This is a genomic window from Pseudomonas sp. S3_G06, from assembly GCF_054667565.1.
In genome coordinates this window covers 591,420-606,311 of sequence record NZ_CP162738.1, presented here as the reverse complement: position 1 = coordinate 606,311, position 14,892 = coordinate 591,420, and the positions used below count along the sequence as shown (strand labels likewise).

Annotated in this window: 10 protein-coding genes; 3 read left to right on the top strand and 7 right to left on the bottom strand. The window is 59.2% G+C overall.

What is annotated here, in order from left to right; all coding sequences use genetic code 11:
- Positions 1-30: 30 nt before the first annotated feature.
- Positions 31-3,681 (bottom strand): Tc toxin subunit A, encoded by a 3,651-nt coding sequence (locus AB4N47_RS02760; RefSeq protein ID WP_341638927.1) that lies wholly within the window; start codon positions 3,679-3,681, stop codon positions 31-33.
- A 133-nt stretch (positions 3,682-3,814) separates the two neighbouring features.
- Positions 3,815-6,541, bottom strand: coding sequence for an Ig-like domain-containing protein (locus AB4N47_RS02755; RefSeq protein ID WP_341638926.1), 2,727 nt, complete (start codon positions 6,539-6,541; stop codon positions 3,815-3,817).
- Positions 6,542-6,993: 452 nt separating this feature from the next.
- Between AB4N47_RS02755 and AB4N47_RS02750 the strand changes: the two genes are divergently transcribed.
- Positions 6,994-7,371 (top strand): DUF6124 family protein, encoded by a 378-nt coding sequence (locus tag AB4N47_RS02750; RefSeq protein WP_024014114.1) that lies wholly within the window; start codon positions 6,994-6,996, stop codon positions 7,369-7,371.
- Positions 7,372-7,463: 92 nt separating this feature from the next.
- On the opposite strand, the gene AB4N47_RS02745 is transcribed toward AB4N47_RS02750, so the two are convergent.
- Positions 7,464-7,823: a PilZ domain-containing protein gene (locus tag AB4N47_RS02745; RefSeq protein ID WP_125917092.1), complete on the bottom strand. Its 360-nt coding sequence runs from the start codon at positions 7,821-7,823 to the stop codon at positions 7,464-7,466.
- A 230-nt stretch (positions 7,824-8,053) separates the two neighbouring features.
- Positions 8,054-8,440 carry a tetratricopeptide repeat protein gene (locus tag AB4N47_RS02740; RefSeq protein ID WP_016773461.1) on the bottom strand — a complete coding sequence of 129 codons (387 nt, stop codon included), beginning with the start codon at positions 8,438-8,440 and terminating at the stop codon, positions 8,054-8,056.
- A 172-nt stretch (positions 8,441-8,612) separates the two neighbouring features.
- Between AB4N47_RS02740 and pyk the strand changes: the two genes are divergently transcribed.
- Both pyk and AB4N47_RS02730 read left to right on the top strand, forming a co-directional pair.
- On the top strand, positions 8,613-10,064 hold the full coding sequence (pyk, locus tag AB4N47_RS02735; protein WP_341638925.1) for a pyruvate kinase: 1,452 nt from the start codon (positions 8,613-8,615) through the stop codon (positions 10,062-10,064).
- 202 nt (positions 10,065-10,266) lie between these two features.
- Positions 10,267-11,562 (top strand): hypothetical protein, encoded by a 1,296-nt coding sequence (locus AB4N47_RS02730; protein WP_341638924.1) that lies wholly within the window; start codon positions 10,267-10,269, stop codon positions 11,560-11,562.
- A 13-nt stretch (positions 11,563-11,575) separates the two neighbouring features.
- Here the strand turns inward: AB4N47_RS02730 and AB4N47_RS02725 are convergent, their stop codons facing one another.
- From AB4N47_RS02725 to AB4N47_RS02715, 3 genes are read right to left on the bottom strand one after another with little or no spacing between them, the layout of a single operon-like run.
- The gene (locus AB4N47_RS02725) at positions 11,576-12,442 is read right to left on the bottom strand and encodes an enoyl-CoA hydratase-related protein (RefSeq protein WP_460154409.1); all 867 of its coding nucleotides are present in this window, start codon (positions 12,440-12,442) and stop codon (positions 11,576-11,578) included.
- A gap of 28 nt (positions 12,443-12,470) precedes the next feature.
- Positions 12,471-13,406 carry an iron-sulfur-binding ferredoxin reductase gene (locus tag AB4N47_RS02720; RefSeq protein WP_341638922.1) on the bottom strand — a complete coding sequence of 312 codons (936 nt, stop codon included), beginning with the start codon at positions 13,404-13,406 and terminating at the stop codon, positions 12,471-12,473.
- A complete protein-coding gene (locus AB4N47_RS02715) occupies positions 13,399-14,505 on the bottom strand; it encodes a GGDEF domain-containing protein (protein WP_341638921.1) in 1,107 nt (368 codons plus the stop codon). The genes AB4N47_RS02720 and AB4N47_RS02715 overlap by 8 nt, the downstream gene beginning before the upstream one ends.
- Positions 14,506-14,892 lie beyond the last annotated feature (387 nt).

Below are 14,892 nucleotides of genomic sequence, written 5' to 3'. Positions count from 1 at the left end.
TCTGGCGGGGAGATACCCAAACGTCATGCTTCATTCGGAAGCAGGAAGAGGTGCGAACCGAATCACTTCAAAATCCACACTTTTTTCGCTGGTTTCCGAGAGCACCCTGCAAATGAATGTGCCTCCGGTGGGACTTGAGACAACCGCTCGGGCAACGCCTTGCTGAGTGGTCTGCCCCTGCTGGGGCTGAATTACCACCTCAACGGCCAGTAAACGCTCGTCACCGATGGCTGTTGCGGACCAACTCACCCAGCGGTTTTTGCCCAGATTGCCGAAGCTATCCATGAGAACCGCGGTCAACTCGACCGCTTGCCGTTCTGGAACCACGCTCGTGGGTACTCTGGACATGAAGGCTGAGGGGAAATCCAGGAGCAGACCGTCGTCGGTCAACTGGATGAGCGGCCCCTCCTGCGGCGTGATCAATGGCACCCAGAACAGGGGACGCTCAGCCCCCATGACTTTTCCAGGCGTGTAGGTTGCCGTGGCGATACCCGTTATTGGCTGGGTTTTGCCAATGACCAGCGTGCCGAGACTGGCCTGTCCGCGAATGACCACACCGCTGAGCGGTTTGCCATCCTGGTCAGTCAGCTTGATAGTGAAAATGATCTGGCCTGGACTACCGGCAATCACCTCGGTGTTATCCACCTCGATCTGCATGTTGATGAGCGGCGCGCGAAGCTCTGCGGATAGGCGAACTGCAGGCGCCGTTTCCGACAGGCTCAATGAGGCATGCTCGGCAGCGCTTTTGTAAAAAGCCTTGTCGACGGCCTCGGGCAGCGTCCCCAGCAGAAAAATGGTCAGCGCATCCATATTGGTATGGGCAGCGAGTTCGAGCACCCGAACCAATAAGTCGAGCTGCTTGAGGTTCTTCAAGAGTCCATATTGCGGGTCGATCCGACCGATGCACTCATGCACCTCCTGCTCGCTCCAGTCGAAGAACCGTGCCAGCCAGACTTCCGATGCCTGCTGCGCCAGGCGCAGCGCATCGGTGGATAAATCCTTCGGATCACCCCATTCCCTGATCTGCCTCAGGTACTCAAGCATCTCGGTATGAGGCTGCTCGCTGATCTTCAAGGCATGAGTCAGAACCGTCAGGTAATACAGGGTAGCGACGCTAAAGTCATGGGGCTGATCCTGCTCCCACCAATCGTTGAGCCCGTAATCGAGAAGCGCATCCAGTGTTTCGAGGCTGATGTCGAGTTCGGCCACGACAGCGCTGCGCCGACGCATGTCAGCCAGCAATGAAAACAAAGGATCAAGAGATTCCTCCGTCAGGCCGCGTGACAGTGCCCAGTCGTCTCCCGCATGCTCGACAATTCTGACCAACAGCTCATAAACGCTCGAATCTGCCCAGTTCAAAACCCTCAGCGCCCGCTCTGCATCGAGCCCGGTATAAACAGCCAGACATTCACGAGCGACCGAAAGCTGAGCGGCACGCGCCTGCAGCAGAACCGTGAGCATGAGCTCGACAATGGGAGTACGCACGCTGATGTCATCTTCATCCAGCCCCTCCCTGACCGCTTTGTCGAGTTCCACCCTGGCGAAGCCAACGTATTGGTCATCGGTTCCGTCTCGAGATTTCACCAGGCCCAAAGGGTCGGTCAGCGAAGACAGCAGATCCGTCCAGTTGCGGCCTACCAGCGCGGGCACGCCGGCGGTCAGGAAACCGGTATGAGTCAACAATGCCTCGCCGAGCAAATTGCGGACCTGCTCGAACAAACGCAGTTCAGGCTCGTCCGCCACATTGGACACCTGAGGATCCGCCACCTGCTGCAGCATCCACAGCACCGGTAAATCGCGCGTTCCACACCAGTACCGGCATGCAGCCAATGCCGAAATGAGGTTCAGTACATCGGGCACAGTGTCACCGGCCGCGGGTTCTCCTTTGATCACCGGAACGCCCGCCAGACCGTCAGCCCAAGCCTCCCGGCCAAGCAACATGAGCATCAACAGCCCCTCGACAGGCGTCATGCCCAACAAGCGTGGCAATTTCACCAGTCGGTAAAACGCCGACAGAATCTCCGGGCTGCGCACGAGCGTGTTGGTTCGGCCATGGGCACGGGCAATCGCCAGCGCCAGATACTGGTATGTCTGCAGGTCGATTTCCAGCGCGCTGCAGATTCGGCTGACGGTAATTTCCGGCACACCTTGCGCCGGCAGCAATGGAAACTCGCCGTTATCAAGCAGCAATGGATCGCGGTAGTCGCCCTGGACGTTATTGAAGATCTGATCGAATTGTGAAGGTGCCTGCCCGCGGCCATAGATCGAGAACTTGTCGATGAACACCGCGAAATCCGCAGCCTTGCAGTCGAAGCCTTCACGCAGGGTCTGGAACAACCCCAACGCATGCACGGTATGGTCGGTCAGCCGGATGGCGGGTTTCTCGGGTTTGTCAGGGGCATCCGGGATGCCGGCCCACTCGGCATTGAAAGCGGCCACCAGCAGCGAGTCCACCTCCTCGGGAGGCAGCTTCAGCCATAGATCCAGGCGCCGCTTGCGGTTCATCCGGTCGTATCGCCCCGGGACCATGGGGGATTCGCTCAAACGGTGCAGAAGATTTTCGTAATTGACACTGACGGCGGGTGATTCGCCGCCGTTGATGTACACCGAACCGGAACGCTCGCTTTCCTGATCGTCGGTCGGCCCATAGATTTTCACGTTAGCCGACCGTGTTGGTGCATAACGACGAATCGACAGAAAAGCCTCCACTCCTTCGGCATCCAGTCTGGTGCGCTGAGCGAAAAAGGCCACTTGATTGAGGTTCTGCCAGTCCAACCCGGTTGTACCGTAATTCCTAAAGTAGAATGCCTCTCTGATGTCAGTGTCGACGTCGTCGGGAATGAGGTCCTCGGTCAACAATTCTCGCTGGAACGGCCCCAGCCGCGAGGCATGAGCCAGCGCACGGCCGGCATCGTCATCCCAAGCGTGCGGAATCAGAAAGTTGGGGTATTCGATATCTGTCCAGCGGGCAAAATGTCCCACTGAAAGACCGCGATCAGCAACCACCGCATTGATGGTTGCCCAGTGCTTGAAATACGGCAGACCATTGGGGTAGCGCCGCTGGATCAAGGCGTCTTCCAGCTCCAACTCTGTTTTGTCGATAAACCTTTCCAGCACCTTGATGATAATGTTGACAGCAGAAACCGTCTGGTGCATCGCGTTGTGGTCGATGGCTAATTCCTTGATATCGGCACGACGCGTATGGAGTGGAATCGTGCCGATCGCCTCATCGGGGTTACCATATTTTTCGACGTTGTTCTCGACCCACCTCCACAGTTCTACCAGATAGGCGACTACTCCCGTGGCATCTTCAAGCGCGCCAACGGGTGCGAACTGGTCATATGCCGGGCTGAACAAAAGCTCGTAATTGGGCCCGGTATTGAACCCCCCCGCCGCGTAAGGTGCCGGTCGAGCCTGGGCGGTCAATGACTGCTCGATAAACTGCCGGCGCAGATAAATGGCCAGAGCATTGGCCCGACGCAGAAACCTCCTCGCCTCCTCGATGCTGATTCCAAAGTCTCTGGCCAGTCCCACGGGCCCCTTTTCCACCAAGGGAAAAATCGAGCCGCCGCTTTCCAGCCAGTTTCTCAGACCGGCGAGATTTTCCTGGCTCTGCTGCTCGCCGAAGACCTGCTCGAACAACTCCAGGCTGGGGCGTTTCGCGGTATTTTTCATGGTCATGCTGTCAGTCCTTGAACAGGTGATGTGCGCTGGCGAGCAACCTCACCGGCACCGGCTGATACGCCCATTCAACGCTCCAGCACAGCAACGGTCTACTGTCATAAATGACAGTCCTCATGACCGTTTATCGGAACTACCTGTGAGAATGGTCAGGCGACTCGGCCGGCACATCAAAACGCCCGCTTTCTGCATCGTCTGACATCGGCGTCCCTGTGCTGGACGTTTGCCGGAAACGGCACCATTGGGCGCCGATGGGCAGCGGCTCCGCCGGCGTAGCTGTCCAGCCGGCGTCAGTGACCGCAACGGGGCCGGCAAGCACGACATCCGGGTTGTACCAGCTCATCAGCATTCCCGTGCCCGGTCTGCCCGAGCCCGTGAAGGCCGCCACCGGAGAAACCCAAGAACCTGGCCTTGGGTATGTGAATTGCGGAAGGAAAAGCCTCACCTGACTCTCCCACTCGCTGGGGACAGAATGAAACTCACCCTTGGAGGCCACAACGCTCAATGTCACCGCCCCATCGGGTAGCTCCAGCGTTGCCGGGATTGACCAGCTCGCGTCGTCAAGCACCGGGGCCGTGCCCAATACGTATTCTCCGCGCTTGAGCGTGATCAGGTCACCAGAAACGCCGAACCCGGACACCGTCACCGTAGCGCCAAGGAATTCTTCGGGAGTGGGTGATTCGGGCATCGGCGCGACGGGTACGACCCGACACGGCACGTCAGGGCCGGGTTTTGACGTTTTTCCCTCGAACGTCTGAGTTGCCCAAAGGATTTCGTCTCCGACCTCCAGCACAACGCTGGCTTCCCACGTACCGTTCACACCGATCTGGACATCGCGCAACAGCGGCTCATCGAGCCCGCGGCGCCAAACGGTAACCAACCCGTCTCGCCGACCTGTACCCGACAGAACTGCCGTGCGCGTCAGATCGCCTCCAGGAAGCGGCCGCACGAACTCGGGCGGCATGACGACGACGTCGAATTGGCGCACCTCACTGTCTGGTGAGGCCCGGTCGTTGAGGGTTTGCTGCGCGGTGATGAACCATGTCTTGATGGCGAGTCCGGTGAGCGACACAGACCACGGGCCGTCCTGCCCGAGAATCACGGGCTCACCCAAGCGCTTGCCTTCCTGCGCGTCCCAAAGCTGCATCGAAGCGCCTGCCATGCCGAAGTCACCGGTCACCGTCAGATCACTGTCCGTTTCCTGTTCGGGCAGCGGCGTTCTGATCGCGGGTTTGAGCCGTTCCCTGTAGACCGTGAACGTCAGGGAGCCCGGCTTCGATGTGAGTCCGACGACTGTCTGCTTCGCTTCGATGGTGTAGCGCACCCCATCCGTAAATGGAGTCGGGCGCCGGAAGGTCCAGGTTTCCCCGGTGACCGTCGCTGCAAACGAGGAGCCGCTGTCGCTGAACGTGATGTTCACCAACGCGCCGGGGAAGCAGGTACCGCTGAAGATCGGCGTGAGCCCGTTCTCGGGAGGGACATCGAGACCGGGTTCGCGAGGCAGGATGCTGATTTCATACTCCATCCAGCCTTCAGAACCGTCCAGCTCTTGTCGGATCGATATTTTCCGTTTGTTCGTCGGCCCCCAGGATTCCAGAGCCTGCGTGGACCACAGCCTGTTTCTGACGACAACAGGCGTAGCTATTTCGGCTCCGGCAAAAAGGCTGACGGTAGCGCGGTCGACCCCTTCGCCGCTGAAGGTGGGTTGATACTCGCCGTCATCAGTAACCTCTCTGACAGGTTGTAATTCCTTGCTGAGCGTGAAGAGAAGTGGCAATGATTCGATCCAGCCGCCGCTGTTGTCGGGGACTCGTTGTCGGGCACTCAATTGGAAGTCGCCCGGCTTCCAGTCCAGCGCTGTTGTTTCCCAATTTCCCCCTGCTACTTTTACCGATACAGGCTCCGTTCCGCCCGGGCCGCCGAGGATTTTGATATCGACCATCGCATCGGTGAGGCCAGTACCGGAAAACCGTATTTCGCCATCAGGAAGAAAGACTACAGAGGGCGCTGGCAATTGCATGGGACGGATTTTTACAGCCCTTGCGACGCTACGTTTTGACTTCAAAATGCCATTATCCTGGTACACCGTCAGCGAATGAACACCCGGTTCCAGGTTCAATGGGACAACCCACTCCTCTTCAGTCAACTTGCCACTTTGCCCTACCTGCACGTCTGTGAAATCGATGAATGCCTTCACAGTTGCACCAACTACGCCAGCAGTGCCGGAAAGCGAAAAAGCCACATCCTGGATATCACCCGGCCGTGGTAATTCAATGACTGGTATGCGTAATCCAGAGGTGTAGGTTTGCGGTAAGGATTTTTCTGAAGTGTATGTTTGATTCCCGATAGAAAAGCGCGCCAGAGCAACATATTCGTAATCTCTATCGTCAGGCTCGAAACCCGGCAGCCAAGCTGGGGAGTTCCACCTGCCATCACGTGCGACGGTAGTTATTCCGAAAGCGTGCTTCTCGCCTGCGCCAGTTCCTGTTACTTCGATTCGAGTATCAGGCAGACCGCTACCGTTGACTTGGCTGCCAGTACCTTCCTGCGGTTCGATGATCGGCGCGGGAAACTGTGTGGTGACCGAGACCGCTGTTTCATAGATCACGCTGAAGGCCGTTATACCGACAGCGCCAGCAGGCATGTAATGCGGCAACGTAAAGCTCCACACACCCTGACTCGCGTGGGTCGTGAACCTGAGCGGCGTGAAGTTCCCGGTGATCGTAATACGCACATCTTCGTTCCAGATGAGACCTCTGCCGGAAATAGTTGTCTGGCTCACGTCGATTACAGCGCCATTGGCGGGCTGATCAATTATCAAGGTAATGCCTTCGGGCAATTGTTCAGTATCGTCAGTCATGAAACCCCCGGGGGCACTGGTTCGTTCGGTGCAGAAAGCCACAACGGCCCAAGCGAGCACACCTGTAAAACCTGACAGTCCCGATCAACGGTAACTATTCCCACACTGCAACATGCTGACGTCCTTCAGCCGTTAACACGCGGCTACATCAGGTTGCGCCGTTGCCTACACATCACTCAGAATCCGCCGGCTTGTGCGCTTTGAAGCTGCCCCGTAACGTGATCCGTGCCGCTGCCAATCAGTGGTCGGGTTTAGTCGCCCGGGGGTTTGTCATCAAGGTGTATAAGCGTCATCCAGTCGGGTAATCCCTATCCCCGCACTCGATGGTGGCTGTACGCAGGGCGCTTCGGCGCGCCGGTTTTTGGTGATACCCCCGGTCGACTAACCTGCGTCCAGCCGCCACCCTTTCGTTTAGTCGCGAGGGGTGAAGGCCCCAACCAAGGGTTATCACCATGATCAAACCAACACCCAATCCCCCTGAAACCGAAGACTCGACCTCCCCCTACGCTTCCCCCGATTCCACCAGACTCCACGAGGCCGCTGAAAAAGCCCTCGATCACTACCTGAAAAAACCCGGCGCTGCGCCGTCGTGCAATTCCGTCGATCGCGGCATGCAGATGTTCATGGTCGCGCCCGACATCAACCCCGAAGCGATGGCCATTCAAACCTACGAAACCTTTTCTTCGGTCAGCATTCTGCTGCTCGACTTGGCGGACAGCCTCGAGGACAAGCCGCGACATCTGGCGATGGCGATCTATCAGTTGAGCGAGATGGGGTTATTGCTGGCGGAGAAGGCGCTGGATCAGGAGCGGGCGATCGCGGTGGCGTGATGTCAAGATCAAAAGATCGCAGCCTGCGGCAGCTCCTACATCTGGAATGCGTTCCCCTGTAGGAGCTGCCGCAGGCTGCGATCTTTTGCTGTTCAGGCAGAAGCCGGCAACGGCTGAAAACTGAAGTACTGCTTCAGCGCCAGCACCAGCTCGCCGAACTCCGCCGGCGCACGCCGCAGGATGAAACCTGCGTCGTAATGCAGCGGTGTGGCGTCTTCATGGCACCACACGCAGCAGGCGCTGAAATCGATAACTTGCTGGCTGCCATCGCGGGCCGGGACTTTGAGGCGTAACTGGAAATCTGCGCCGATCATCATCGGCAACTGGCTGATCAGCATCAGCCCGTCCGCAGACACGTTGCCGAGAAAGCCGACGGGTTTGTCGGTAATGCTATTGAACACTCTGAGGTAATACGGCAACTGGTGCCGTTCGATCCGGCGGTCGGTAAACATGATGTGCTGTACGCCATGCAGGGCTCCGCAAGGAGCCGCACCTGTGCTTCGGAACGAGCCTTTAGGCAGGCCCGCTCTCCCCGCTTCCGGTGTGACGGTCGCGACAATCGCCGTCACTTTTACCACTGCCAGTCGCAGGTGTTGCGCCGCCGTCGAGACAAGCCTCGCAAGCGGTTTACTTGACTATAGCGGAGCTTGTACAGACGGCCAGATTTTGTACGACAGTACCGTCAGAAGCGTGTCGGCCGCACCACCGCAGCGGCGCTGCGTGTCGGGTAATGGCCCAGGCTCTGCAAGGTTTCCAGACGCGCGCGGGCGCGGTAGGCGTATTCGCTGTTGGGGTACGAAGCGATGATGAACTGGTAGGTCTGCACCGCGTCGATGTACAGCTTCTGCCGTTCCAGGCACTGGCCGCGCATCATCGACACTTCCGGCCACACGTACGGGCGGGCGCGGCTGGCACGTTCTACTTTGGACAGTTCAAGCATGACCTGCTCGCAATTGCCACGTTCATAGGCGCTGTAGGCGTTGTTCAAATGATGGTTCATCGACCAACGGGTGCAGCCCGTCGCGGCGAGGACGCTGAGGGCAAGGGCGGCAATGGGCAACAATCGCATGGGGGTTCTCCTGTCTTGTGCTCTGTATCGACCCCTGGTCGAAAATCTTCAGGCGCGTTTGTCCCGAAGTTGCCACGTTCAATAAAGAAAACGATAAGTAGTGCATTCGAACAATGACTACACCCTTCGAGCATAGTAGCCTCTGCCTGCGCTTGAACTCAGGAGTCTTTGCATGTCCGTCCGTCGTACCAAAATCGTCGCTACCCTTGGCCCGGCCAGTAACTCGCCGGAAGTTCTCGAACAGCTGATTCTGGCTGGTCTGGACGTTGCCCGTCTGAACTTCTCCCACGGCACCCCCGACGAGCACAAGGCTCGCGCGAAACTGGTGCGTGACCTCGCTGCCAAGCACGGCCGCTTCGTCGCCCTGCTCGGCGACCTGCAAGGCCCGAAAATCCGTATCGCCAAATTCGCCAACAAGAAGATCGAGCTGAAGATCGGTGACAAGTTCACCTTCTCCACCAGCCATCCGTTGACCGAAGGCAACCAGCAAGTGGTCGGCATCGACTACCCGGATCTGGTCAAGGACTGCGGCGTGGGCGACGAGCTGCTGCTCGACGACGGCCGCGTGGTGATGCGTGTTGAAACCGCCACTGCCACCGAGCTGCATTGCGTGGTGACCATCGGCGGCCCGCTGTCCGACCACAAAGGCATCAACCGTCGCGGTGGTGGTCTGACTGCCCCGGCCCTGACTGAAAAAGACAAGGCCGACATCAAGCTCGCCGCCGAAATGGAAGTCGACTACCTCGCAGTGTCCTTCCCGCGTGACGCCGCCGACATGGAATACGCCCGTCAACTGCGCGACGAAGCCGGCGGCACAGCCTGGCTGGTGGCGAAGATCGAACGCGCCGAAGCCGTAGCCGACGACGAAACCCTCGATGGCCTGATCAAGGCCTCCGACGCAGTGATGGTTGCCCGTGGCGACCTCGGTGTGGAAATCGGCGACGCCGAGCTGGTGGGCATTCAGAAGAAAATCATTCTGCACGCACGTCGCCACAACAAGGCCGTGATCGTAGCGACGCAGATGATGGAGTCGATGATCCAGAACCCGATGCCGACCCGCGCCGAAGTGTCCGACGTGGCCAACGCCGTGCTCGACTACACCGACGCCGTGATGCTCTCGGCCGAATCCGCCGCTGGTCTCTACCCGCTGGAAGCCGTGCAGGCGATGGCGCGCATCTGCGTCGGCGCCGAGAAGCACCCGACCGGCAAGACCTCCAGCCACCGCATCGGCAAGGAATTCAGCCGCTGCGACGAGAGCATTGCGCTGGCGACCATGTACACCGCCAACCACTTCCCGGGCGTCAAAGCGATCATCGCGTTGACTGAAAGCGGCTTCACCCCGCTGATCATGTCGCGTATCCGCTCCTCGGTGCCGATCTACGCGTTCACCCCGCACCGCGAAGCCCAGGCCCGCGCGGCGATGTTCCGTGGCGTCTACACCATCCCGTTCGACCCGGCCTCGCTGGAACCGCACGAAGTCAGCCAGAAAGCCATCGACGAACTGACCAAGCGCAGCGTCGTGGAAAAAGGCGACTGGGTCATCCTGACCAAGGGCGACAGCTACCACACCACTGGCGGCACCAACGGCATGAAGATCCTGCATGTCGGTGATCCGCAGGTCTGAGTGACCGGCCGCTGAAACGCAAAAAGCCCCGCCATGTGAATGGCGGGGCTTTTTGTTGCCTGCATGTCGCTGAAAACCAGTTTTCACAGAACGTCAACTGTCAGTTCTGTCAGTTGTTGCAAGAGCCATTCTTGACTAGCGTGCTACTGCACCACCCAATCACTCAAGACTGGACACGACTCGTGATCAAGGAGGATTGAAGATGGACGTTGCGGCAAACATCTCGCCAGGTAAATTCGATCCAACGTTTGGCAATCAGGGCGTTGCCACTCCGAAAAAACCTCCCGATTTTTCAGGAAACCTTGTCCTGCGGGGGGTGATGGTCGACAAATCAGGGCGCACCTATATCGCGGGGAGCGTAGGCCAATCGAACGGTGATGCCTACTACTTGATCAGACTGGATAGCAACGGCGTACACGACACTCAATTTGGCCAGAGTGGCTACGTAACCGGTCAATTTGAGGACGGAGAAGGATCGCATTCCTTCGCTAACGAAATAGTGGAGCAGGCCGACGGCAAACTGCTGCTCATCGGCAATTTCTTTCAGGCTAACCTCAAGCGTGCCATAGGGGTCGCGCGTCTCGACGTCGCTGGCAACCTTGATCCGGCATTCAACAAAACCGGCAAAGTCGCCGTTTACCTCTCGGATGACGACACGGCACATCAGAAGCACCAGCAACTACCCAACGCAGCGAACTCAAAAACCGGTAGCCAGCGGTCGACCGTTCTGCCTGACGGCAAGATCGTATTGCATACCACCGTAGATCGGGATGGAAACAAAGTGGCGACAGCCGTCATTCGGCTCTTGCCTGACGGCACACGGGATATTGAATTTAACGAGGGAGAAATCGCCTATGTTCTCCACCCGAATTTCACTCACACGGAGCTATACGATCTATTGGCAAAACAGGATGGGACCTACGTGCTCGCGGGCTGTGTACGTGGCAATCATCCTTACCGGGCAGTACTCAACCGCTTGACTGCTACCGGGAAAATTGATGACTCGTTCGCCGTTGATGGCTTTGAAGTGATGGATCCGATAGAGAACTCGCTGAGCGTCAATGTCTTGAAAGTTATCGGGCAGACGAATAAGCGGCTGTTATCCGTTGGGTATACGGAGCCTGCACACCATGGCGTATTGATCAGCCGGGAATCCGACGGCAAACCCAACACCCAGTTCAACGCAGGCAAACCACTTCTGAGCAGACTGCAAGGCATTGACACCTTATGGCTTGACGCGTCCATCCAGAGCAGCGGACACATACTTGTTGCCGGGCTGAGTCAAGTGTCCTCTGGTTTTAACCATGTTATTGCCAGATTCACCGATGACGGCAAATTGGATACGGATTTTGCGGATGGCAAAGGCTGGCGAGTGTTCGACCTGGAGAGGGGGATCTGGACTGGGGTTGCAATCGGTGAAGGTAAAATGACGTTCCTCGGCCAAAGGCAAGTCGACGGGCAACAGGTTCAATGCGTCGGCCGTGGGTTGATCGAGTGACCTGGCGACGAGTTTACCGGCTGCCCCTGATTGAGAGTTTTATGGTCTGGTCAACCCCTTTCGCGAGCAGGCTCGCTCCCAACTTTGAAATGCGTTCCCCCGTGGGAGCGAGCCTGCTCGCGAAGGCGTCTTGACCTTCACCGAAAAACTCGCTCAACGCCGCCACCGCCTCCGGCGAACGCAGGCGCTGGGTGAACAACGCACCCTCCTCCTCGATCACCTTGCGCACCAGATCCCGATCCGGCGCTCGCATCAATTGCTTGCTGATGCGCACCGCTTCGGCCGGCAATTCATCAAACCGCAGCGCCACTTCTCGCGCCTTGCTCAACGCCGCTTCACCGCTGTCCAGCGCTTGTGTGGCGATCCCCCACTGCACAGCCTGTTCGCCGTTAAAGCCTTCCCCAAGCAGCAATAACTCAGCCGCTTTCGCCTGCCCGAGCAAACGCGGCAGGATCAGGCTGGAACCGAATTCGGGACACAATCCGAGGTTGACGAACGGCATGCGCAGCCTGGCGTCGCGGCTGACATAGACCAGATCGCAGTGCAGCAACATCGTCGTGCCGATGCCTACCGCTGCACCGGCGACTGCGGCGATCACTGGTTTGCGGCATTCGAGCAGGTTAAGCATGAAGTGAAACACCGGGCTGTCGAGGTCGCTCGGCGGTTGCTCGAGGAAGTCGGCAATGTCGTTGCCGGCGGTGAAGCACTCGGCGCTGCCGCTGATCAGCACGGCATTGATTTGCGGGTCATCGTTGGCCTGTTTCAGCGCCTCGGCGAGGCGGCTGTACATGGCGCGGGTCAGGGCGTTTTTCTTGTCCGGGCGGTTGAGGCGCAAGGTCAGCAAACCGCGTTCGCGTTCCAGCAGGATGGCTTCGGTCATGGCGTGTCTCGCGTCTGAAAATCAGCGCTCAACCACGGCTCACAAACACGTCGGCCAGCAGTTGATTGCGCGGCAATCCGGCCAGGTACAGACGCTTGGCGAAGGCGTCGACACTGGCCGTCGAGCCGCAGACTAAGGCCAGGGTCTGCCGGGAAACAAGGCGCAGTTGCGCCAAAGCGGCGGCCGACTCGGCCGCGGTCCACAGCTCGACACTGAGGTTTTCCCGCTGCGCGGCCAATGCGGCAAGGGGTTTGGCCAGATAGTGTTCGCGTTCGTCATGGGCCAGGTGAATGACGCGGATGGCGCCTTGGTGATCCTGACGCAAGGCTTCGCGCAGCACACCGAACAACGGACCTAAACCGGTACCGGCGGCCAGCAGCCATAGCGACCGGGCGTGCCAGTCCGCATCGTAATGCAAGGCGCCGCCGCGCAGTTCGCCGAGGCGGATCGAGTCGCCGATTTGCAGCTTGCGGGCGGCATCGACGAATTCGCCGGGCTGGCGGCAGTCGAGGTGAAACTCAAGAAAGCGGTCTTCTTGCGGCAGGCTCGCCAGCGAGTAAGGCCGGGCGATGTGGCCGATCCACAACACCAGATGCTGGCCGGCGCTGTAGCGCAATGGCCGCTGCGGGGTCAGGCGCAGGCGCAGAACGCTATCGCTGAGCCAGTCCAGCGCTTCGACCAAGGCCGGGCGACCGTCGCTGATCGGGTCGAAGGTGTGTACCTGCAAGTCTTCGACCACCTGACACTGACAGGCCAGGCGCCACCCGTCCTGACGTTGCTCGGCACTCAAGGCGTCCGGACGGCTGTCGCTGGGCAGGCCTTGCACGCATTGCACCAGACAGGCATGGCAACTGCCGGCGCGGCAGCTGTAGGGCACGGCGACGCCGTTGTGGTTGAGGGCATCGAGCAGATTGCTGCCCGCCTCAACCGTCCACTGCCGATCACCGACACGCAATTCAGGCATCGACGTTCTCCCACGCGGCGGCACAGCGATTGCGCCCGTCACGCTTGGCCCGGTACAACGCCTGATCGGCGCGCTGCAACGCCTCGTCCAGATCATCGCCGACCGCCAGCAGGGTCATGCCCGCCGACAGGCTCAGGTTGCGCACTTGCAGGCCCATCAATTCCACCTCGCTGAAGGCGATGCGCAAACGCTCGCAACACGCGGTCAGACGTTCAGCATCACAGTCGGGCACCAGCACCACGAACTCCTCGCCACCATAGCGCGCCAGCACGTCACCGTCGCGCAGGCAGGCTTGCGCCACACCGGCAAACGCCTGCAACACCTGATCGCCGGCGGCGTGGCCGTGCAGATCGTTGATGCGTTTGAAGTGGTCCAGATCGATCAGCGCCAGCCCGTGCATCACGTCGCTGTCCAGCGCATTCAGCTCGCGCGAGGCGATGCGCAGGAAATGCCGGCGATTGAACAGCCCGGTCAGTTCGTCGGTGGCCACCAGATCCTCAAGCTGGCGCATCATCCCGCGCAGGGTGTCCTGATGCGCCTGCAAGGCAAACCGGCGCTGACGCTGACGTTGCCGCGAGACCTGGACAAAGCGTGCGTAAAGCACCAGCCACGCCAAAACCATCGCCAGAATGCACACTTGCAACGCCGCGAGCGCAGGCTCCGCCAGACGGAAATGGTAAGCGTCCCACAGGGTAATCGCGGAGAAACTGAAGAACACCAGCAGCGCGCAGCGGATGAACACCTGTCGGGTGAGATGGAACAGGCCGAACAGCAGGATCAGCACATAAAACACCAGAAACGCGCCGCGTGCCTCGTCGACATGGGCGATCAGCCACGTCTGCCAGCCGAGGCCCATCAGCACTTGCGCTTCGGTCAGGCTGGGGTCGGCGAAGCGCTGGTTGCGCCCGCTCCAGAACATGGCGAAAAGGCTCGCCTGACTGATGACCACCAGGGCGCTGCCGATGGCCACGCCACTCAGAGATTGCTGATAATGCCCGGTGAAAAACGCCAGCCACAGCAGCAGCAAAGCCAATCCGTAGGTGGCCGCAGCGAGGGCGAAGCGTTTGAGCAAAAGGCGTTGAATGGCGTTATGGGTCAATCGTTGACTCACCGTGCGATAGGAGGCTGACCGAGTGTCCTACTCTACAGACCGGATGCCACTTTAGAGGGCCGGTCGCTAAATGACCACCGATTTTCGGGCTCGAAAATTGACGTCAAATGCATGACCTGATTGAGCTGCATTGATGCCTGCACCAGGTCCCTGTGGTGAGGGGATTTATCTTCGATGGGCTGCGAAGTGGCCCCTTGCAACCGGTCAATCACTCTGAGCTCACAGGTTTTACGACTGCTGCGCAGCCGAGCGGGGATAAATCCCCTCGCCACAGGGTCATCCGACCAAAAGCCAATGTGCCCCCACCACCGAGGCGCGGTATACTGCCGCGCCTTTTTAGCGTCGCGCCACAAAGGGACAGCCATAAGCCGCAAG

Coding starts and splice junctions, on each gene's coding strand:
- AB4N47_RS02725 (WP_460154409.1), bottom strand. CDS start 12,442: ATGACCGAAGCCATCCTGCTGGAACGCGAACGCGGTTTGCTGACCTTG.
- AB4N47_RS02730 (WP_341638924.1), top strand. CDS start 10,267: ATGGACGTTGCGGCAAACATCTCGCCAGGTAAATTCGATCCAACGTTT.
- AB4N47_RS02745 (WP_125917092.1), bottom strand. CDS start 7,823: ATGTTTACCGACCGCCGGATCGAACGGCACCAGTTGCCGTATTACCTC.
- AB4N47_RS02720 (WP_341638922.1), bottom strand. CDS start 13,406: ATGCCTGAATTGCGTGTCGGTGATCGGCAGTGGACGGTTGAGGCGGGC.
- pyk (WP_341638925.1), top strand. CDS start 8,613: ATGTCCGTCCGTCGTACCAAAATCGTCGCTACCCTTGGCCCGGCCAGT.
- AB4N47_RS02740 (WP_016773461.1), bottom strand. CDS start 8,440: ATGCGATTGTTGCCCATTGCCGCCCTTGCCCTCAGCGTCCTCGCCGCG.
- AB4N47_RS02760 (WP_341638927.1), bottom strand. CDS start 3,681: ATGACCATGAAAAATACCGCGAAACGCCCCAGCCTGGAGTTGTTCGAG.
- AB4N47_RS02750 (WP_024014114.1), top strand. CDS start 6,994: ATGATCAAACCAACACCCAATCCCCCTGAAACCGAAGACTCGACCTCC.
- AB4N47_RS02755 (WP_341638926.1), bottom strand. CDS start 6,541: ATGACTGACGATACTGAACAATTGCCCGAAGGCATTACCTTGATAATT.